21 protein-coding genes and 2 pseudogenes are annotated in these 17,698 nt (G+C 70.6%); 12 read left to right on the top strand and 11 right to left on the bottom strand.

Annotation, left to right across the window (positions count from 1 at the left end; all coding sequences use genetic code 11):
* Positions 1-39: 39 nt before the first annotated feature.
* The 3 genes from IE317_RS17330 to IE317_RS17320 all read left to right on the top strand — a co-directional run bounded on the left by IE317_RS17330 (position 40) and on the right by IE317_RS17320 (position 2,485).
* The gene (locus IE317_RS17330) at positions 40-534 is read left to right on the top strand and encodes a MarR family winged helix-turn-helix transcriptional regulator (RefSeq protein WP_191311242.1); all 495 of its coding nucleotides are present in this window, start codon (positions 40-42) and stop codon (positions 532-534) included.
* Positions 535-1,193: 659 nt separating this feature from the next.
* Positions 1,194-1,604: a redoxin domain-containing protein gene (locus IE317_RS17325; RefSeq protein ID WP_229902755.1), complete on the top strand. Its 411-nt coding sequence runs from the start codon at positions 1,194-1,196 to the stop codon at positions 1,602-1,604.
* Complete coding sequence (locus IE317_RS17320) at positions 1,601-2,485, top strand: cytochrome c biogenesis CcdA family protein (protein WP_229902754.1); 885 nt, start codon at positions 1,601-1,603, stop codon at positions 2,483-2,485. The genes IE317_RS17325 and IE317_RS17320 overlap by 4 nt, the downstream gene beginning before the upstream one ends.
* A 20-nt stretch (positions 2,486-2,505) precedes the next feature.
* On the opposite strand, the gene IE317_RS17315 is transcribed toward IE317_RS17320, so the two are convergent.
* The 3 genes and pseudogenes from IE317_RS17315 to IE317_RS44585 form a co-directional block, all read right to left on the bottom strand.
* Positions 2,506-2,916 (bottom strand): DUF6292 family protein, encoded by a 411-nt coding sequence (locus tag IE317_RS17315; RefSeq protein WP_229902753.1) that lies wholly within the window; start codon positions 2,914-2,916, stop codon positions 2,506-2,508.
* Between the two features lie 338 nt (positions 2,917-3,254).
* Positions 3,255-3,440: pseudogene (locus IE317_RS44590) on the bottom strand (helix-turn-helix domain-containing protein); the annotation flags it as partial.
* Positions 3,441-3,658: 218 nt separating this feature from the next.
* Entirely contained in the window at positions 3,659-3,877 is a 219-nt protein-coding gene (locus tag IE317_RS44585) for a hypothetical protein (protein ID WP_229902752.1), read from the bottom strand.
* 137 nt (positions 3,878-4,014) lie between these two features.
* On the opposite strand from IE317_RS44585, the gene IE317_RS17300 reads away from it, so the two are divergent.
* The 4 genes from IE317_RS17300 (at position 4,015) to IE317_RS17285 (ending at position 5,933) form a co-directional block, all read left to right on the top strand.
* Positions 4,015-4,377 (top strand): hypothetical protein, encoded by a 363-nt coding sequence (locus IE317_RS17300; protein WP_191311236.1) that lies wholly within the window; start codon positions 4,015-4,017, stop codon positions 4,375-4,377.
* A gap of 49 nt (positions 4,378-4,426) precedes the next feature.
* The gene (locus tag IE317_RS17295) at positions 4,427-5,077 is read left to right on the top strand and encodes a hypothetical protein (RefSeq protein ID WP_191311234.1); all 651 of its coding nucleotides are present in this window, start codon (positions 4,427-4,429) and stop codon (positions 5,075-5,077) included.
* A 78-nt stretch (positions 5,078-5,155) separates the two neighbouring features.
* A complete protein-coding gene (locus IE317_RS17290; RefSeq protein ID WP_229902751.1) occupies positions 5,156-5,542 on the top strand; it encodes a YbaB/EbfC family nucleoid-associated protein in 387 nt (128 codons plus the stop codon).
* A 4-nt stretch (positions 5,543-5,546) separates the two neighbouring features.
* Positions 5,547-5,933 (top strand): hypothetical protein, encoded by a 387-nt coding sequence (locus tag IE317_RS17285; RefSeq protein ID WP_191311230.1) that lies wholly within the window; start codon positions 5,547-5,549, stop codon positions 5,931-5,933.
* Between the two features lie 180 nt (positions 5,934-6,113).
* On the opposite strand, the gene IE317_RS17280 is transcribed toward IE317_RS17285, so the two are convergent.
* A complete protein-coding gene (locus tag IE317_RS17280) occupies positions 6,114-7,052 on the bottom strand; it encodes an LLM class flavin-dependent oxidoreductase (RefSeq protein WP_229902750.1) in 939 nt (312 codons plus the stop codon).
* Positions 7,053-7,312: 260 nt separating this feature from the next.
* Between IE317_RS17280 and IE317_RS17275 the strand changes: the two genes are divergently transcribed.
* Both IE317_RS17275 and IE317_RS17270 read left to right on the top strand, forming a co-directional pair.
* Positions 7,313-8,131 carry an MEDS domain-containing protein gene (locus tag IE317_RS17275; protein WP_191311372.1) on the top strand — a complete coding sequence of 273 codons (819 nt, stop codon included), beginning with the start codon at positions 7,313-7,315 and terminating at the stop codon, positions 8,129-8,131.
* Positions 8,128-9,147 (top strand): sensor histidine kinase, encoded by a 1,020-nt coding sequence (locus tag IE317_RS17270; protein WP_191311228.1) that lies wholly within the window; start codon positions 8,128-8,130, stop codon positions 9,145-9,147. Before IE317_RS17275 ends, IE317_RS17270 begins: the two co-directional genes overlap by 4 nt.
* On the opposite strand, the gene IE317_RS17265 is transcribed toward IE317_RS17270, so the two are convergent.
* Complete coding sequence (locus IE317_RS17265; protein ID WP_191311402.1) at positions 9,122-9,511, bottom strand: hypothetical protein; 390 nt, start codon at positions 9,509-9,511, stop codon at positions 9,122-9,124. The two genes, IE317_RS17270 and IE317_RS17265, sit on opposite strands and share 26 nt — an antisense overlap.
* A 517-nt stretch (positions 9,512-10,028) precedes the next feature.
* Here IE317_RS17265 and IE317_RS17260 point away from each other — a divergent pair.
* Positions 10,029-10,763: a cellulose-binding domain-containing protein gene (locus IE317_RS17260; protein ID WP_229902749.1), complete on the top strand. Its 735-nt coding sequence runs from the start codon at positions 10,029-10,031 to the stop codon at positions 10,761-10,763.
* Positions 10,764-11,054: 291 nt separating this feature from the next.
* Positions 11,055-11,330, top strand: a pseudogene (locus IE317_RS17255) (ricin-type beta-trefoil lectin domain protein); the annotation flags it as partial.
* A 33-nt stretch (positions 11,331-11,363) separates the two neighbouring features.
* Here the strand turns inward: IE317_RS17255 and IE317_RS17250 are convergent.
* Together IE317_RS17250 and IE317_RS17245 are read right to left on the bottom strand one after the other, a co-directional pair.
* Positions 11,364-12,932 (bottom strand): alkaline phosphatase D family protein, encoded by a 1,569-nt coding sequence (locus IE317_RS17250; protein ID WP_191311227.1) that lies wholly within the window; start codon positions 12,930-12,932, stop codon positions 11,364-11,366.
* Positions 12,933-13,341: 409 nt separating this feature from the next.
* Entirely contained in the window at positions 13,342-13,644 is a 303-nt protein-coding gene (locus tag IE317_RS17245) for a hypothetical protein (protein ID WP_191311225.1), read from the bottom strand.
* 265 nt (positions 13,645-13,909) lie between these two features.
* Between IE317_RS17245 and IE317_RS17240 the strand changes: the two genes are divergently transcribed.
* Positions 13,910-14,713, top strand: a complete 804-nt coding sequence (locus tag IE317_RS17240) for an SAM-dependent methyltransferase (protein WP_191311223.1) — start codon at positions 13,910-13,912, stop codon at positions 14,711-14,713.
* Here IE317_RS17240 and IE317_RS17235 read toward each other — a convergent pair.
* From IE317_RS17235 to IE317_RS17220, 4 genes are all read right to left on the bottom strand, one after another.
* Positions 14,710-15,045, bottom strand: coding sequence for a ClpX C4-type zinc finger protein (locus IE317_RS17235; protein ID WP_191311367.1), 336 nt, complete (start codon positions 15,043-15,045; stop codon positions 14,710-14,712). The two genes, IE317_RS17240 and IE317_RS17235, sit on opposite strands and share 4 nt — an antisense overlap.
* Before the next feature lie 30 nt (positions 15,046-15,075).
* Positions 15,076-15,462 (bottom strand): hypothetical protein, encoded by a 387-nt coding sequence (locus IE317_RS17230; protein WP_191311365.1) that lies wholly within the window; start codon positions 15,460-15,462, stop codon positions 15,076-15,078.
* 56 nt (positions 15,463-15,518) lie between these two features.
* Complete coding sequence (locus tag IE317_RS17225; protein ID WP_229902748.1) at positions 15,519-16,736, bottom strand: GDSL-type esterase/lipase family protein; 1,218 nt, start codon at positions 16,734-16,736, stop codon at positions 15,519-15,521.
* A 165-nt stretch (positions 16,737-16,901) separates the two neighbouring features.
* Positions 16,902-17,690, bottom strand: coding sequence for a GH25 family lysozyme (locus IE317_RS17220; RefSeq protein ID WP_191311219.1), 789 nt, complete (start codon positions 17,688-17,690; stop codon positions 16,902-16,904).
* Positions 17,691-17,698 lie beyond the last annotated feature (8 nt).

Raw genomic sequence — 17,698 nt, 5'->3', positions numbered from 1 at the left:
CACACCGTCCCTTGCTGGCGGTGCGGCACACTGGGAGACATGCCTCGGAGCACTCCCGCCCTCGACACGACGGACGTCGACGCCGTGACCGACGCCGTGCTGACCGCGTCCCGGTTGCTGGTGGCCGTCTCGGCCCGGTCGATCGCCGCGGCCGGCGACCTGATCACGCTGCCGCAGTTCCGGCTGCTGGTGGTGCTGCACACCCGGGGCCCGCTCAAGCACGCCGACCTGGCCGAGCACCTGCAGGTCACGCCGTCGACCGCGAGCCGGATGGTCGACCGGCTCGTCACCGTCGGCATGGTCGACCGGCAGCACAGCCCGGTCTCCCGCCGCGAGATCGTGCTCGCCTTGACCCGCGAAGGCGCGAAGGTGGTCCGCCAGGTCACCGCCCGGCGGCGCAAGGAGATCGCGAAGATCGTCGCCCGGATGCCCGACGACGCCCGCAGCGGCCTGGTCGACGTCCTCACCGCCTTCGCCGAAGCCGGCGGCGAGCCACCCGCATCCGCCGTCGCTCCCGAGGCCGTGTGGACCTGACACCGGGAGATCACCACAGCCGGCCGACGGCGACGAGCCGGGCGTCCAGGCCGCGCGTCGACCGGCAGAACCCCGTGCCCGGATACCGCCGGCGCGTACGCGGCGCGGTCCAGTGCCGTCTCCGCGGCAAGAAGTTCCGGTAGCGGTTCGGTGGCCGCATCGACGAGGCGGTCATCGAAGGCAGCCCACCCGGGTGAACAGCACCCCGCACGCACCGGAGCGGCTCTCCCGCAGCCACCTGCCGATCGGCTGCCTGACCGGAAGCGGGACACGCCTGACAGTCACACTGTCAGCTGAGGACACTATTGCGTTTTGCAACGCTTAGCGGGTGATCCCTCACCACGGCCACAAGGACATCGATCCCGTCGACGAGCCCACCGCGGCGTGACCGAAGGCGGCGACGCAGCCCGTCACAACTCCGTAATGTCCGAAACATCCTCTTCCGCAGGGGACGTGTGCCACGATCGGCGTCCACCGTGGAAAGGAAGCAACCGATGTACCGTTGTCGGACCGCAGCCGGCCTTCTCGCCCTGGTCCTGGCAGCTCCGCTCGCAGCGTGCGGCGCAGCGACGGATTCGCCCGCGGGAGCGGGCGCCTCACCCACGGCCACCAGCACGTCGACGTCTGTGGCCGCTACTACCCCGCCGACGGCCGCTGCGGTGCCGGAACAGCTGAAGTTCACCGCCCAGACGGTGGACGGCGGGCGCTTCGCGGGCGAAAGCCTGGCCGGAAAGGCTGCCGTGCTGTGGTTCTGGGCGCCGTGGTGCCCGAAGTGCCGTGCGGAGGCGCCACGGGTCGCGGCCTCGGCGCGCGCCGCCGCGGGCCGGGTCACGTTCGTGGGTGTCGCGGCTCAGGACGAACTGCCCGCGATGAAGGAGTTCGTCGCCGACCACGCACTGGGCGGGTTCGTCCACCTGGCCGACGTCGACGCCTCGATCTGGACCCGGTTCGGCGTGACGTACCAGCCGGCCTACGCGTTCATCAAGCCGGACGGGACCGTCGACGTGGTCAAGGAGCAGTTGTCGGAGCCGGCGCTGGCCGAGCGGGTCGGCACGCTGAGCAAGGCGTGACGGGCGTGCTGGACCTGGACGCGCTCGGCTTCGCGCTGGCGGCCGGAATGGTCGCCGCGGTCAACCCGTGCGGCTTCGCGATGCTGCCCGCGTACCTGACGTTGGTGGTCGCGGGCGAGCAACGGGCCACGATGGCCGCGGTGTGGCGGGCGCTGGCCGTCACCGGTCTGATGGCGCTGGGCTTCCTCGTGGTGTTCGGCGCTTTCGGGCTGGTCGTGGCGCCGCTCGGCTCGTCGGTGCAGGAGTACCTGCCGGCCGTGACGGTCGTGGTCGGTGCCGTCATGGCGGGGCTCGGCGCGTGGATGGTGGCGGGCAAGGAGATCACGCTGCTGATCCCGCAACCCCGCACGGGCGCGCCGACCGCGCGGCTGAGTTCGATGTTCGGCTACGGCACCGCGTACGCGGTCGTGTCGCTGTCCTGCACGATCGGGCCGTTCCTGGCCGTGACGAGCGCGACGTTCCGCAGCGGCTCGGTACTGACCGGCGTCGCCGCGTACTTGGTGTACGGGCTGGGAATGACGCTCGTGGTCGGCGTGCTGGCGGTGTCGGTCGCCCTGGCGAGCAGCGCGGTGATGACCGGAGTCCGGCGGGTACTGCCGTACGTCCACCGCATCGGTGGAGCGATTCTCGTACTGGCCGGGCTCTACATCGGCTACTACGGGATCTACGAGTTGCGCCTGTTCCACGGCACCGGCTCGGCGGAGGATCCGATCACGGACGGCGCGGGCAAGCTGCAAGGGTGGCTCGCCGAAGGGATCGACCACATCGGACCGGCGCCACTGGTGGCCGGTTTGGTCGTCCTCGTCGTCGCCGGCAGCTTGCTGGCCCGGCGACGCGCGCGGCGGCGCTCCCGAGCCGCGTCGGATGACGTTTCGGCGTAGCACACGCTGCTTGATCATCGTCACGGTCGCGGCGGCAAGGCCAGGACCGTGTAACGCTGCAGCAGGTCGGCGAGGTCGGATACGGCACCACATGCCGGTCGCCCACCTTGCCGCCGCCCCGCCGCGACCTCGTCGACGAAGCGCGCCACCTCAGCGGGTTCGGGGACGAGTGGGTCCCCGAACCGGCCCAGCACCTCTCCCGGTCCCAGCTCGGCGTGTTCGAGCACCAGTTCCCAGCCGGACTCCGCCGACCAGACGAGCACGAGGTCACGTTCCGGGGCCAGAGCACAGCGACGGTCCAGCGCCAAGTAGGCGGCGGGCGGGTCGAAGTCCCGGCCGACACCACCCGGGAGCACGCCGACGGCCGCGGAGACCGCACGCAGGTAACCGGCCAAGCCGACCTCCCAGGACCGAGGTCCGCGCTGCAGCACCTGCTTCCTCTCTTCTGCTGCGAAAGCTGTGCCGTACGACGACGTGCACGGCACTGTGCGCCGCCGTCGTACGAGCCCATGCGCCGGCGACCGCGTGCGGGCCGTTGCTTCCCCGCTCGCACCCGGTCGTCGCGGAGCGTCGCCCGCCGTTCATGCCGGCGGGCCGTCCACAGCATGCCGGAGATCCGGGGCGCCGAACCTGACGAATACCTTGCGATTCGGCGCGCGCCGGCCGACTGCAAGGGGCGCGCCGGCCAGCCGAGGAGGCGCGCGCCGAGGACCGCGGCTTCCAGGGTGAACCGGTGCGCCGGATCCCGCGGGTCGTAGCCGGTCAGACGCTTGGCGCGGTCGAGCCGGTAGGTGACCGCCCGGACGCTCAGGAACAGCTTCCGGGCGGTCTCGGTCGTGTTCTCCCCCGCGGCGAAGTACGCGGCGAGGGTGTCGAGGACGGGTTGGGCGCCGCCGCGGGAGGTCGGCAGCGGGCTCAGCTGGCCCGCATCCCCGCGGTCGATCAGCCGCTGCATGTACTGCAGTCGCCGGACGTCGGCGTCCCTGCTGCTGGCCGTGCTGTGCGCGTACCCGGTCCGGTTCGCGATGGTGGCGGCGCAGATCATTGCGTACTCCCAGGTGCACGCGGACACGAAGGCCGTCAACGCGAACGGGCAGGTGACGGTGCCGGGCTGGTGGTCTTCGGCCTCAACGCCTTGTTCGCGTTCCGCGCACCGGAGCTGAAGCGGGGCCGCTACGGCCAGGCCAGGCCAGGCCAGGCCACGGTGACGAGCGCCGGAACGGCGATGCCGAGCACCAGCCCCAGCGCCCGCCCCGACAGCCGCCGGCCCTCCCGCAACGCCGGCAGGCTCGCCCGCTGCCCGTCAGTGAACAACACCGTGAACAGGGCCCACGTCACGTCGACTTCGGCCACCGGCGCCGTCGCCCGGCGCAGCGCTGCGAGGTAAAACATCCACGCGCATTTACCGCAGCGAATGGCGAACAACGTCGACTTTCGCATCGGGCTGGATTGTGGCATGGTGCGATCGAGGGAACCGTGCCGCACGGCATCGCGTCGTAGTGGCGACCGGCACGCGGGAGGGGACGGCAATGGGCGGCGGTTATGGGCTCGATCCGGACGAAATTCCCCGGCTGAAGAAACTTCTCGAAGCCGCCAGCGACAGCCTGGACATGACCGACTTCCGGCAGAAGGCGACCCTGGAAGGGTTCCTGACGGTGGAAGAAGTCGCCTCGTACGGCAACGTCGAGGACACCGTCGAAGAAAAGGTCCTCAAGCTCACCGAATTCTGCAACACGAAGTACCCCGGCGTCGTGAACGCGATGGACCGGTTCCTCGCGCGCGCGCACGTCACCATCATCGGCACGGCCGAAGGCGTCGCCAAGGCAGGTGAGAAGTACCAGGCCACCGAGGACGAGGTCGAGAAGTGGATGAAGGAGCACGAACCGAAGTAGGCCGGTCCGCCACGTTTTCCGCCGCTTCGGAACGAGAGGGGAGCTCGAAATGGCCTTGAAAGAGCTGATCGACGACTCCGTCCTCGCGGACGCACGCAAGATCGACGCGTTCGCCCGGGACCACGGGCAGTCGCTGCCCTCACTCGAACACACCTTGCGGCTGGTCCGCGACATCGACACCGACCGGCTGCGCTCGGTCGGCAAGGATGTCTGGGGCGTGGGCGGTGAGGACGGCGCCGACCTGGTCGGCACCTCGATCAACGCCGGTATCGGCGGCTTGTCCAAGGCCGCCGAACAGACCGCGGCGTGGACCGGTGACGCCAACAACGCCTACGTGCACCGGGTGAACCAGACGAAGAAAGCGCTCCTGGACATGGAACGTCCCGCGCAGGACGTCGGCCAGGCCCTGGTCAAGATCGCCGACGCGTGGGACCAGATCTTCGGCAGCAGCTTCGCCGACATCCTCGCGATCATCGGCCTCATCCTGTCGATCATCGGCGTGATCGCCGCCATCATCGTCGGCGTCACCGGCGTCGGCGCGATCGTCGGGCTGATCATCGGGATCATCAGCATCATCGTCGGCGCGGTCTCGATCTGGTGGACCATCCACAGCAACGAACAAGCCAAGATCGAAGCGCTCGAGACCGCCTCCGCGCAGGCGGACCAGACGATGAACTCGGCCAACGCCGGCAAGCCGTGATCACCGCACGCGGACGCGACATCGAGGAGGATGGCCGTGCCTGAACCCGGAGTCGACCCGGCGCAGACCGCCGAGCAGATGAAGAGCCGGCTGGGCAAGATCAAAGAAAACCCGGAACTGGCGTTGTTTAGCGAATTCAAGGGAACGTCCCGCGGTGGCGGCGTCACCGTCTCGGTCGACATGCTCGGCCGGTTCAAACGCGTGCACCTCGCGCCGGGCGTGCTCCACGAAGGCGGCGAACAATGGCTGACCGAGGAGATCGCCACCGCGGCCACAGCAGCACGGAAAGCCGCCACCCTGCTCGACTTCGACGTCGCCGAGCTCGCCACAGAACTGGAAAACGCACCCGCGTTGAAGGCACGCGTCGAACGCACCGCCACCGAACAGCAAACCGAGCGGGACCGCCGACGCCGCGGGCCGGAGGACGACGACGAGTTCTTCGGCGGCTTCAATCCCCTGGGATGAGCCGATGAACGACGAACCCCGCGAGTACACCGTCGACTCCGACAGCGCCGCACCCGGCTCGCGCCCGCGCCGGCCGCGGGTGGATCGGAGCCGGGCGCTCCGGGTGGCCGGAGTGGTGTGGACGGCCGCCATGCTCGTCGCGGTCGTCACCGGCGCGGTCCTCAACTTCGTCGAAGCCGCCCGCGCCTGCACCCGCGGTCTCGGCTCAGCCGGTGCCGGCTGGGCCGAAGTCACCTTCCGCTCGGCCATCTCCGTGACCTGCCACGCACGCAGCGGAACCTACGACATCCCGATGAACGGCGCCGCCGCCGTCGTTCTCTTCGGAAGCCTCGGCCTCCTCGGACTCATCGGGCTCACGATCGCCCACGGGATGGCCGGCCACCGGAACTGAAGCTGGAGTGCAGGACGGCAGCTGACGTCCCTTCGCCGGTTCCGCCCCGGGCACCTCCGGGGCGGAACCGCGAGGATGCCGTGCCGTGGGGCGAACACCCAGCACACCAGGAACACCGCGGTGGCGACCAGCACAATCAGATCATCAAGTGTGCCGCACTCAGGGCGCATGCCTTCGCGGTCACCGTCCAGCCAGCTCGGCAACGACCGGCGCCAGAGCACCGGCGGCCTCGGCGCCGACCACGAAGTAGGAGAACCCGATCTCCTCCCGTCGCCGTTGGATCTCCTCAGCAGCGGCAGAAGGATCACTGGGCAGGAACGCCAGCGAGTCCGCGGCTCGGACGGCGGCGGCGTCGGTGTCAGGTCCCGCCATGAACGCAGCGACCGAATCGCCGACCACCGGCACATGCAACGCCAGTTCCACGCCGCGGCGGTTCTCGAATTGTTCCACCCGTTGCATCGTCTCGGCCCGTGTCTCCACCTGGGGCATCACGAAGGTGACCGAGTCGGCGACTTCCGCGGCGAGCGCTTGTGCCTTCGGGCCGCCCACGGCCATGACCACCGGCGTGTGGCGGTCCGGGCCGTCGAGGTCGCGCAGAGCCGCGACCACCTCACGCACCTGGCTCAACCGCCGGCCCGCCGGAGTGGCCGGCAGGCCCAGCTCACGGAGCTGGCCGGCGATCCCGGGCCGGCCGGTGCCGATGCCCATCTCGAAACGACCCTCGGTGAGGACGGACAGCGAGTGGGCCTCCCACGCGGTGATCCACGCGGGCCGGACCGGAGACGCGTACACCCAGGTGCCCACCCGCAAGCCGGTGATCGTCGCCGCCATCGCGAGCGCCGGACCCGGTGCCGGCTGCCACTGCGGCACATCGGGCATCAAGATCGTCGAATAACCGGTGTCGGCCAGAACACGCAGCTGGTCACGCCACGCCGGCAGGCCGACGGTGACCGGCGCCACGACCCCGAACCGCAACGGCTTGATCTCGCGTGCAGAAGTACCCGCCATGGTGAAGCCCCTTTCCCCACTGCCCGGCCTGGCGCCGAGCTCATCACTGCCACGAACGAGCGACCGCGCATCCGACACAACCCGCCAAACAATCCGGCGCGACGGCAGCACCGGTCGACGAGTGGCAGGTTTCGACGGGCGCGAGCTGGGTAACGGGGGTGCTAGGTCTGGTTGACTCGTACGAGTTCCGCGCGGACCTAGACCCCGCCGGCTCTAAAGCCAGGGCCGGCGGGGTCGTCTCGTGTGCACCACCAGCACCGGCACCAGCGCCGGTGAACGGCAGTAACGCGTCAGGACAACGCCCGGCATCCGCGGTCGTCCACTGCCCGGCACGTCATGAAGGTCAACGGCGTACTCTCGGCCGCGTGCACATGCAGACCGCACCGGTTCACGACCACGTTTGCTGGGGTTACCAGCGACGGGACGAGTTCACGGTACCGGCGTGGGAATTCCTGGCCGACGGCCTCGCCGCACATGAACGGGTGCTCTACGTCGCTCCCGGCGACCCCGAGCTCATCGCGGCGCAGATGCGCGCGGCCGGCCCGTTCGACGAAGGCCTGCGCACGGGCGCGGTCCGGATCTCCTCGGCCGACTCGACCTACGCCACCGGTGCCGTGGTCGACCCCGCCGGCCAGGTGGAGCTCTACGCCGCCGCGACGGCGCAGGCGCTGGCCGAGGGGTACACCGGGCTGCGGGTCGCGGCCGACGTCACCCCACTCGTGCGCACCCCTGCCCAGCTGGACGCCTTCGCCCGCTACGAACACCTCGTGGACCACTTCATGGCCGCCCACCCGATGTCGGCGATCTGCGGCTACGACACCGCCGAACTCGGCGACGAAACCGTCGCGCAGCTGGCCTGCATGCATCCCGAAGCCCGGCAGGTGCCGGCACCGTTCCACCTGCACGGCCACACCCGCGACGGAAGCACCGCCGCGCTGGCCGGGGAGCTGGACATGCAGGCCCGCCCGCTGTGGCCACTGGCGCTGCAGCGCGCCCGGCTTCGGCCGGCCGGAGGTTCGATCGCGATCGACGCCACCGACCTGACCTTCATCGACCACCGCAGCCTGTTCGACATCGCCGGCTACGCCGAGGACAACGACACCACGGTGGTCCTGCGCACCCGGCTGAGCACACCGGCCCGGCTGCTCGAGCTGTTCGGCCTGACCAACGTCCGCGTGGAGCGCGTGTGAACAGCAGAGACCCGGAGACCGCCGAGCGCGGCTACGACCACGCCGCTGTCCACTACACCAGCGATGAAGAACTGCTCGCCGTCGCCGTGCCGTTCCTCACCGCCGGCATCGCCGCGGGTGAGCCGACCGTCGTGTCCCTGGAACCGGAGCGAGCCGAGCTGGTCCGCGACGCGCTCCCCTCGTCCGCGGACACGCAGTTCCTGACCATCGACGACGTGTACGTCCGGCCCGCGTCCGCCATCAAGTCCTACCGCGACCTGATGGCCGGGCTCGTCGCCGACGGCGCCACCGGGATCCGCATCTTCGGCGAAATCCCGCCGGCTGCGATCGACACCTCCTGGGACTGGTGGGCCCGCTACGAAGCCGCCGTCAACCACGCCTACGACGAATTCCCCTTGCGCAGCATGTGCGCCTACGACACCCGCACCACGCCGCGGCAGGTGCTCGACGACGTCGCCCGCACCCACCCCTACCTCGCCACCCCCGGCGGCCACCACACCAACCCCGGCTACGTCGACCCACCGGCCTTCCTCGCCGCTCCCCGGCCGATGACGCCCTTTCCGATCGAGCGCACCGCCCCGCTGGTCGACCTCACCAACCCCCAGCCGCCGGCCGCCCGCCGCGCGGTCACCGACTTCAACAAGACCGACCTGCCCGCCGCCGACATCGACGACCTCGTCCTGGCGGTGAGCGAAATCGTCGACAACGCCCTGCGCCACGGCCGCCCACCGGTCCGGTTCCGGATCTGGGCCGACGCCGACCACATGGTCGTCACCGTCCACGACACCGGCACCGGCCTCAGCGACCCGTTCGCCGGGCTGCTGCCGGCCAACCGCCACATCGGCGGCCGCGGACTCTGGATCACCCACCAGATCTGCAGCCAAGTCACCCTCCACCGGGACGACACCGGCTTCACCGTCCGCCTCACCGCCGGACACCCGGCCCCCACGACAACCTCGACGACGACCCGGGCACCGCACAGCTGCCGCGCTACCTCAGCCGATACCCGCGGATGATCGTCTGGTCGACGGTGTTGCCCGCACCGTCGGTCGCGGTGGCCCGCAGCGACACGAAGGCGGGCCCTGGCGGCACCGCCATCATGGGGATCGGCCGCACCTGCGCTCGCGGCACGGTGCCCGACCGGAACGTCCAGTCCGCGGTGACCTTCGTGGACAGCCCGGCCGAGCTGCTCCGCGCCGACTCGCTGTGCAGCCGGTACCGGCTTTCCCCCGGTGGCACGTCGAACTCGTGGTAGCCCGTCCACGGCTGGCCGCCGATCCGCTCGTCTCCCCGGTACAGCACGGTTTCGGCCAAGTCCGCCACTGATTGTCCATAGTGGCCGGACGACGGATCGCTGAACGGCGACAGGTCGAAGTACACCGTGTCACCGCCTCTTTGCCGCCACGCCCGTTCCGGGTTCCCCGCCTCAGGGGAGACCATGGTGCCGGGCCGGCCGCGGCGGCGGGCGAACTGCGCTCCACGATCACCGGGGCACGTTCGAATCTTTCGAATCGCCGAAGGCCGCCAATTCCGATACACGTTCGCAACCACGATCCGCTTCACGTATTGCGAGGAATCCGGCAGCACTGGACAACAGCCGACCGCGGAGTGACCCGCCGCGAGGACCCTTTCCCGTGTGGTTCTCGGCGCCGGCGAGAAGCGAAAACACTCGACATCCCCATCTCACGCGGTTTCGACATATTCGCTCAGTGCCGGATATCACCCGCGTGGGGTTGAACGAGTGTGCCCGATGAGCGGAAAGGGTACGCTGGCGCCTTCGCAAGTGAATCCCTTTCCGGCATATCCGCAACCGGCAGCAGCGGCTTCGGCGGATTGAACGATCGGGAGCCGAGGAGGTACCCGCGTGTCTCCCTCCCCACGGCAACAGCGCCGGCGGGTGACCGTCGACGAACTGTTGGTGCGCATGACGGGCGCCGACGCCGTGCCGGACCATGCCGTCCGGCACCGGCTGCATCCCGGAAACCGGGCCGGGCTCGCCGGAGGCCGGGAAAAGCGGAGCACGCGGGACGTTCTGCGACTGAGCGTCGGAGCGGCCGCCGTGGTCGCGGCCGTGTGCGCCACCGCGATCGCTGCGACGCCGAAACCCTCTTCGCCCGAGCCGGTCGCGGCGCCGCCCCTGTCCCTGCAGCCGCCGGCCCCGACCTTCGCCGACACCCCGCCCGCGCCACCGGCGTCCGCTTCCGCCACGAGTCCGGTGACCTTCACGGCCGTGCCCGTTTCCACCCCGGCGCCCGAGCCGCCCCGGCCGGCGGCGCCGACCACCGCCTCCGTCGTCCCCGTTCCGGTGCGGGCGGCTTCCTGCACCGTCCGGTTCACGATCACCGATTCCTGGCCCGGCGGGTTCACCGCTTCGGTGGGGATCACCAACACCGGCAGTTCGGCGGTCTCCCCGTGGACGCTCACCTGGACGTTCACCGCGGGCCAGCAGGTCACGCACGGCTGGGACGGTGAATACACGCAGTCCGGCGACCGGGTGACGGTCCACCCGGCGTCGTACAACCCGGCCATAGCGGCGTCTGCGACGACCAACATCGGCTTCAACGGCTCGTACGCCGCCACGAACCCCGCGCCCACGGGGTTCGCCTTGAACGGAACACCCTGCAGGCACTGATCATCACCGGGCTTCCGTCGCGATCGGACAACGCCGGATTCCCGCGGGGACGGTGACCGAACAGGCGATGTCGGCGCCGAACGCCGGGGGTGGGGCGACAAGCCACGGCGGCGAAGGCCACTGTGCCGAAGACGAGCGCGTGCGTGCGCCGTCTCGGGGACCTGCGGCGGCGCCGATCGACGTGAAGACAGCAATGAAGCTGAGGCATGCCCTGTCCGTGGCGACACTCGCCCTCGCCGGTCTCGTCGCACCGGCCGTCAGCGCCGCGCAGCAACGCCCAGGGTCGGCCAGGGCAGCGGCCGCTGCCTGGACCTCCAGGGCAACGGAACGAACGACGGCACTCCCGTCCCGCTGTGGGACTGCACCGACCAGGGCAATCAGCTGTGGGGCTGCAACGGCTCCGGAGCCCAGAACTGGCAGGTCAACGGGAACGGCACCATCACCAACCCGCAGTCCGGGAAGTGCCTGGATGCGAGTGGTCAGGGCACGGCCAACGGCACCCGCATCCAGATCTGGGACTGCTACGGCAGCGGCACCCGGGCCAACCAGGTCTGGTCGCTGCGCTGAACCGGGGGTGCCCCGCCCCGGGCCGGCACCGGCCTACCGCGGAACGGCGCCGGCCTCGCCGTCGGTGATGACGAAGCTCGCGCGGGTCGTGACCGGTGCGCCGGGCCGGGAAACGTAGTCGACCACGCGATAGTCCGCCGTCCACTCCGTCCGGGTCACGACGTTGCGGACGTAACCGCGCTTGCGGTTGACGAACTTGATGTGCGGGTTCTCCTTCAGCTGCACGGCGTCGCCCGCGTTCTGGTCGACGCCGTCGCCGCCGGAGGTGATCGACGTGCCCACCAGTTCCGTGCCCACGGTCGCCGATGCCGGGTTCGAGAAGTCGGCCTTGATGTCGGCGACGTAGCTTGCGTGCACGTCACCGGTGATCACCACCGGGTTGCTCGCCTTCGCCAAGTGGTCGCGGACGAGGTCGCGCTCGACCGGATAGCTGTCCCACGCGTCGTCGCTGAAGCTCGTCTCCGGGCCCGCGGTGAAGTCGCGGGCGGAGAAGAACACCTGCTGGGCCAGGATGTTCCAGCGGGCGGTGCGGCCGGCCAGGTTGCGCAGCAGCCATTCCCGCTGCGCGGAACCGAGGATCGTGCGGGCCGGGTCGAGCCGCTCCGCCGGCGTCACCTCCTGGTCGTCCCGGAACTGGCGGGTGTCGAGCAGGTGCACGTCCACCAGGTCGCCGAACGTCAGCCGCCGGTGGATCCGGATGTCCGGGCCGGACGGGCGCTGGGCGCGCCGCAACGGCATGTGCTCGTAGTACGCCTGGAACGCGGCCGCGCGGCGCTGCCGGAACACCGCCGGGTCCTGGTCGGGTTCGGTGTCGGGCTGGGAGATGTCGCCCGCCCAGTTGTTCTCCACCTCGTGGTCGTCGAACACGACCGCCCACGGGAAGGCCGCGTGGGCCGCCTGCAGGTCCGGGTCGCTCTTGTACTGGGCGAGCCGGGTGCGGTAGTCGGCGAGCGTCCAGATCTCGGCCGCCGGCGCGTGCGCACGGCCGATCGTGCCCTGCGCGCCCCCTTCGTAGATGTAGTCGCCGAGGAACGCGACGAGGTCGAGATCCTCGTCGGCCAGGTGCCGGTAGGCCGTGTAGAAACCTTCGGGGTAGTTCTGGCAGCTGGCGAAGGCGAACGCGAACCGGTCGGTCCGCGCGCCCGGCCGCGGCGCGGTCTTCGTCCGGCCCACCGGGCTCAGCTCGCCTCCGGCCCGGAAGCGGTAGAAGTACTCGGCCCCCGGCCGCAGTCCGGACACCTCGGCGTGCACCGCGTGCGCCTGCTCGGGGCGGGCGAGCTCGGCGCTGGCCGCCACCACGCGGTGGAACCGCTCGTCCTCGGCGACCTGCCAGGTCACCGGGACCGGCCGGGCGGGCATCCCCCCGTCGGCGGCCAGGGGTTCGGGCGCCAGCCGCGTCCACAGCACCACGCCGCCGGGCAGCGGGTCGCCCGAGGCGACCCCCAGCGTGAACGGCGCCCGGACCGGCGCGCGCCCCGCGCCTTCGGCGGCCGCCGCCGGGATGCCCGACAGCGCGGCGGCGCCGAGCGCGGCGGTACCGGCCAGGAGGACCTGCCGGCGGGACGGCGCCGACCCCGCGGCGGGGTCGAAGGGACGAGCCATGTGTCACCTCTTCCGAAAAGACCGTTATGGCCCGCACACGCTAAGTTCGGAGGATGACTACGGTGCGACATCGCGATGACCCGGCGGTGTACACCCGGATGAGGTAGGGATCTGGCTTCTGAAGTTCAAGGCGTGCCGTCGAGCTGCCGCACTGCCGTTCTCGGGACTGGGTGGCCCTCAGCGGGAAGACTCCCTTTTCACAACGAGGAGGGCTTGCGATGAGAAAGATCGTTTCGGCGTTGGTCGCCATCGTGCTCGCGGCGTCGGTCCTTCTCCTGGGATCGGGCACACCGGGCAATTACTGCGCCTAATCCCGGAAAGGTGCCACGATCAGTGACTCGCTGCAGGTCAGGCGCACCGCGAACGGGCGCCCGTGCGCCTGCTCGCGGTGCGCGGTGAGGCGCTCGGCTCAGTGGCCCTGACCGCTACCGCCGTCGGCTTGGCCGGTGCCGGCGCAGTTGTCCGGGTTGCGTCCCTCGCCGCCGAGGCCGTTCGCCACGTCTTGGACCGGCACCTGGACACCCAGGACGTTCACGTTGTTGTCGCAGAACCCGACCGTTCCGCTGACGTTGTGCAGCGCGTCGGTGTTGTTCAGGTTCAGCAGGCTGAACTGGCCGGTGGAGTCGTACGCGGTGTCGGCGGCGGCGACGCCACCGGCCAGGAAGGCGCCGGCTCCCAGGGCCGTGGTCACGACGAAGATCTTCTTCAGCATGCGGGGAAACTCCTCAAAGGGAATTGCTTGACGAGGGGACTGCGACGGTGTTTCGCCGCGCGCGAGCAGAAAATACTGGGCCGTCCGTCCGGTGCTCCACCTCGGAACACCATCGTGTCCGTCCCCGGCCCGCCGACCGCGGCCTCGTTGACTCGTTCGTGCGAGTCGCGCGTCTTGGAGACAGCCGGCGCTGTCGCCGCCCACCGTCCTGGTTCCGGGCGCCATGCGCAGTAAGGTGGACGCGCCGACTCGAAGGGGGAACGCCATGACCGATCAGGAAGGTGCCGACTGGATCCCGGCCGGAGCCGATCTTTCGCGGCCCAGTGCCGCCCGGATCTACGACTACCTGCTCGGCGGGGCGCACAACCTCGCTCCCGATCGGGAGGTGGCCCAGAAGCTCGAGGCCATCCAGCCGCAGGTGGCCGCCGTCGCCCGCAGGAACCGGGCGTTCCTCCGGCGGGTGGTGCGGTTCATGCTCGACCAGGGCGTCCGGCAGTTCCTCGACCTCGGGTCCGGCATCCCCACGGTCGGCAACGTGCACGAGGTCGCCCAGGCGGTGGATCCGCAGGCCAAGGTCGTCTACGTCGACTACGAACCGGTGGCCGTCGCGCACAGCCGGATGCTGCTCGACGGCAACCCGCACGCCGAAGCGCTCGAAGCCGACGCCACGAACGCCGACGCCGTCCTGAAGTCCGAACCGGTGCAGCGACTGCTGGATCTCGACGAGCCCGTCGGGCTGCTCGCCATCACCCTCGGGCACTACCTGCCCGAGGTCCGCGGGGTCTTCGCCACCTATCGCGACGCCCTCGGCAAAGGCAGCTACCTCGCCCTCAGCCACCTCACCAACGACTTCGCCGTCCTGAGCGATCCGCGCGTGGCCGAGACCATGCGCAAGACCCAGGACCACATCTACCCGCGCACCAAGGACGAAGTGCTCGCGCTCTTCGAGGGGTTCGAGCTCGTCGAACCCGGGCTGACGACCTCCGCGAACTGGCGACCGGACCGGCTTTCCGCCGTGGTCGATCCCGAGGAAGACGGCCTCTACGCCGGGGTGGGCCGGAAACCCTAGGCGAACCGCTCCCACGCCGACTGCCTGGTCATCCCCAGCGCCTCGCCGATCTGGGACCACGTGCCACCGAGGGAACGGGCCTTCCCCACCCACGCCGCCAGGTTCTCCTGGACCTGGGTGCTCGCCGCGGACACCGGGGTGAGGTTCTGCAGCACCTGCTCGAGCGGCAGGTCGTGCTCCCACGGCGCGATCATCGGCACGTCCGCCGGCTTGCCTTCGATCGCCGACACGCACAGCTGGACGCAGCCGTCGCAGATGAAGACACCCGGGCCGCCGATCAGGGTGTCGACCTCCGTGTTCGGCTTGGCACAGAACGAACAGCGCGCGATCACCATGGAACACCTCCGTTGTCAGGTTTGACCTTACAGACGTAAGGGTGCGCCTGACAAGAGGAACGCTGCCGTCCACTCGGCCAGCTCCGTCAGCCGACCGGTCAGCTCCTCGATCTCCGCCCAGCGGCGGTGCTCGCGCTCCAGGTCCGGCACCAGGAAGTCCTCCACCAGCAACAAGAGCGTCGCGATCTCGTACGCGACGTCCGCCAGCTGCAGGAACGGCCGGTACTCCGCCTCCGTCCCCGCCCCGTGCCGCGCGGCCCAGTCGCGGGCGCCGTGGCCCGCCGTCCGGCACACCGCCACCACCGTGCGCCGCAGGTCGGCGCGGCGGGAACCGGGTGGTCCTTCGGCCAGCGGGGCGACGTTCCAGGCCACCGACAGCAGGCAGCACCCGGCGTCGTCCATCGACTCGTTCATCACCGGACGTACTCTGCTGACCGGCACGCACAGTCCCGCCGCTCCGACTCGCCGGGTCACCCCATCGTGTGGCCAACCTGGCCGGATCGGGTGAGCATCGGCACCGAGACGAAGTCCGCGAGGGCCTGCTGGCCCGCCGCGTTCGCGTGGATGCCGTCGCCGTTGTCGTACGCCGGGAGGATGCTGTTCGGCTTCAGCGGATCCGCCAGCACCGTGTCGAAGTCCACGACGCCCGAGCACGTGCCGCCGCAGGTGTTCCAGCGCTTCACGAACAGAGCGATCTCGTGCCGGGCCAGGTTCGCCTGATCGCCGTAACCCGGCCGCGGCGTGCTCGGCGTGACGAACACCGAGACCCCCGCCGCCCGCAGCCGGGCGAACACCGCGCGGTAGCTGTCGAGGATCGTCGCCGCGTCGCAGCCGTACGCCAGGTCGTTGGTCCCGTAGTAGTAGATGACGGCCGTGACGCCGTGCAGCGCCAGGACGTCCCGGTCCAGCCGGCTCGCCGCGTCCAGCCCGGCGACCGACGGCGGCATCCCGGGGCACGACCGGGCGCTCGTCGTTCCCGAGACGCCCGCGTTGGCGACGGCGAGCGGTGCGGACGCGGCCACGATCCGGCGGGCCAGGTCGTCGGCCCACCGCCGGTTCGCGCCGGGCGTGCTGCCGATGCCGTCGACGACCGAGCTGCCGAACGGGACGACGACCCCGCGCAGCGCCACGTTGTGCACGTCGACCGCGCTGACCACGTACGTCGAGCCGACCGTGGCCGTGAAGGCATCGCCGGAGACGTCGGCGGTGTGGTCACCCGAGTCCGGCGGGGTGAGGTAGTTGTCGCGCAACGCCACCCCGTGGCGGCCGGGGACGACGGTGCCCTCGACCGACATGCTCACCGCCAGGTCGGAGTCCGGGCGCGTCACGAGCCTCGCCTCGTCGCTCCAGACCTCGCCACCGGCGGGAATCGTCACCGCGGGACGGCCGGCGAAGGTCAGGTCACGCAGGGAGCTCACCGCGGCGCCGCCCGCGCTCGGCCCGGCGGTCGCGTGCCCGATGGTCAGCGGCCCGCTGCCGAAGGTGTTCTGGAACCGGACGCGCACCGCGTCGCCGCCCTGGCTGAGGTGGGTGATCATCCGCAGCGACCGGCCGGTGACCGCGGTGTCGGCCCGTCCGTCCTGCGACTGCGCCCACGAGGTGAACCAGGCGTGCCCCGCCCCGGCGGCCCCCGGCGCTAAGGAGAAGACGGCCGCGGAAACCACCGCGAGAAGGACGGTCCTGCGCACGGCGCCTCCAGAGTCCACAAAGGACGAACGACGAACGGTTCCTCCGCCGATCGTAAGCAGCCGGTCACGGAAGCGACAGGATTCTGTCCGTTCTTGTCAGCGACGGCCGATTCCGATTCGATGGCGGACATGACCGCCGTGGCCGGACCTGCGCCACCGGCGGCGCTAACCCTTCGCCAGCGCCTGCACCCGGCTGAGGGGGCCGTTGTAGTAGTTCTGGTCCCCCGGCAGGCCGCCGCTGCGCGCGAACTGCCAGATGCTCTGCTTGTCCCACCCCGCCGGCAGTTCGCCGACGTCCGGGCCGTACCGCGCCAGCCACAGCGGATCGGTGTTGCCGAACCGGGGGGTGTTGCCGGTGCAGCGCTTCCACCACGCAGTGCTCGTGTAGATCAGCGCGCTGCGCTTGACCTTCGCCAGGTACGTGCGGGTGAAGTCGGCGATCCACGCCGTCAGGTCGGCCGGGTTCTTGCCGTAGCAGACGTCGCCGTACGGGTTGTATTCGATGTCCAGCGCCCCGGGCAGCGTCGTGCCGTCGGGACGCCAGCCGCCGCCGTTGGCGATGAAGTACTCCGCCTGCTCGGCGCCGCCGGAGACGTCCGGGCGGGCGAAGTGGTAGGCGCCGCGGATGATGCCCGCCGCGTGCGCGCCGTCGTACTGCTGCCCGTACTGCGGGTTGACGAACCCGGTGCCCTCGGTCGCCTTGACGTAGGCGAACTTCGCGCCGGCCCCGGCCGCGGCGGCCCAGTCGACCGGGCCCTGGTGCCCGCTGACGTCGTGGCCGAGCGTCTGCTCGGCCGCGTCGGCGCGCGGAGTCCCGTGGACGCCTTCGTGGCGGGCGATCTGGGTGCCCGCGTAGTTCGTGTCCGCCAGGGAGTAGTCGGCTCGGGCCGGCGTCGCGACCACCACGGTCGCGAGCACCGCCAGCGCGGCCGCGCCCGCCACGGTCCGGTTCATCCGGGCTC

The organism is Amycolatopsis bullii (assembly GCF_014654205.1).
Classification (GTDB): domain Bacteria; phylum Actinomycetota; class Actinomycetes; order Mycobacteriales; family Pseudonocardiaceae; genus Amycolatopsis; species Amycolatopsis plumensis.
This window is presented reverse-complemented; position numbering and strand designations above follow the sequence as displayed.

Bases quoted from the DNA above. Each gene is read 5' to 3' on its own strand.
- IE317_RS17285 (WP_191311230.1), top strand. From the start codon at position 5,547: ATGAACGACGAACCCCGCGAGTACACCGTCGACTCCGACAGCGCCGCA.
- IE317_RS17300 (WP_191311236.1), top strand. From the start codon at position 4,015: ATGGGCGGCGGTTATGGGCTCGATCCGGACGAAATTCCCCGGCTGAAG.
- IE317_RS17295 (WP_191311234.1), top strand. From the start codon at position 4,427: ATGGCCTTGAAAGAGCTGATCGACGACTCCGTCCTCGCGGACGCACGC.
- IE317_RS17250 (WP_191311227.1), bottom strand. From the start codon at position 12,932: ATGGCTCGTCCCTTCGACCCCGCCGCGGGGTCGGCGCCGTCCCGCCGG.
- IE317_RS17240 (WP_191311223.1), top strand. From the start codon at position 13,910: ATGACCGATCAGGAAGGTGCCGACTGGATCCCGGCCGGAGCCGATCTT.
- IE317_RS17220 (WP_191311219.1), bottom strand. From the start codon at position 17,690: ATGAACCGGACCGTGGCGGGCGCGGCCGCGCTGGCGGTGCTCGCGACC.
- IE317_RS17290 (WP_229902751.1), top strand. From the start codon at position 5,156: ATGAAGAGCCGGCTGGGCAAGATCAAAGAAAACCCGGAACTGGCGTTG.
- IE317_RS17245 (WP_191311225.1), bottom strand. From the start codon at position 13,644: ATGCTGAAGAAGATCTTCGTCGTGACCACGGCCCTGGGAGCCGGCGCC.
- IE317_RS17275 (WP_191311372.1), top strand. From the start codon at position 7,313: ATGCAGACCGCACCGGTTCACGACCACGTTTGCTGGGGTTACCAGCGA.
- IE317_RS17230 (WP_191311365.1), bottom strand. From the start codon at position 15,462: ATGAACGAGTCGATGGACGACGCCGGGTGCTGCCTGCTGTCGGTGGCC.
- IE317_RS44585 (WP_229902752.1), bottom strand. From the start codon at position 3,877: ATGTTTTACCTCGCAGCGCTGCGCCGGGCGACGGCGCCGGTGGCCGAA.
- IE317_RS17330 (WP_191311242.1), top strand. From the start codon at position 40: ATGCCTCGGAGCACTCCCGCCCTCGACACGACGGACGTCGACGCCGTG.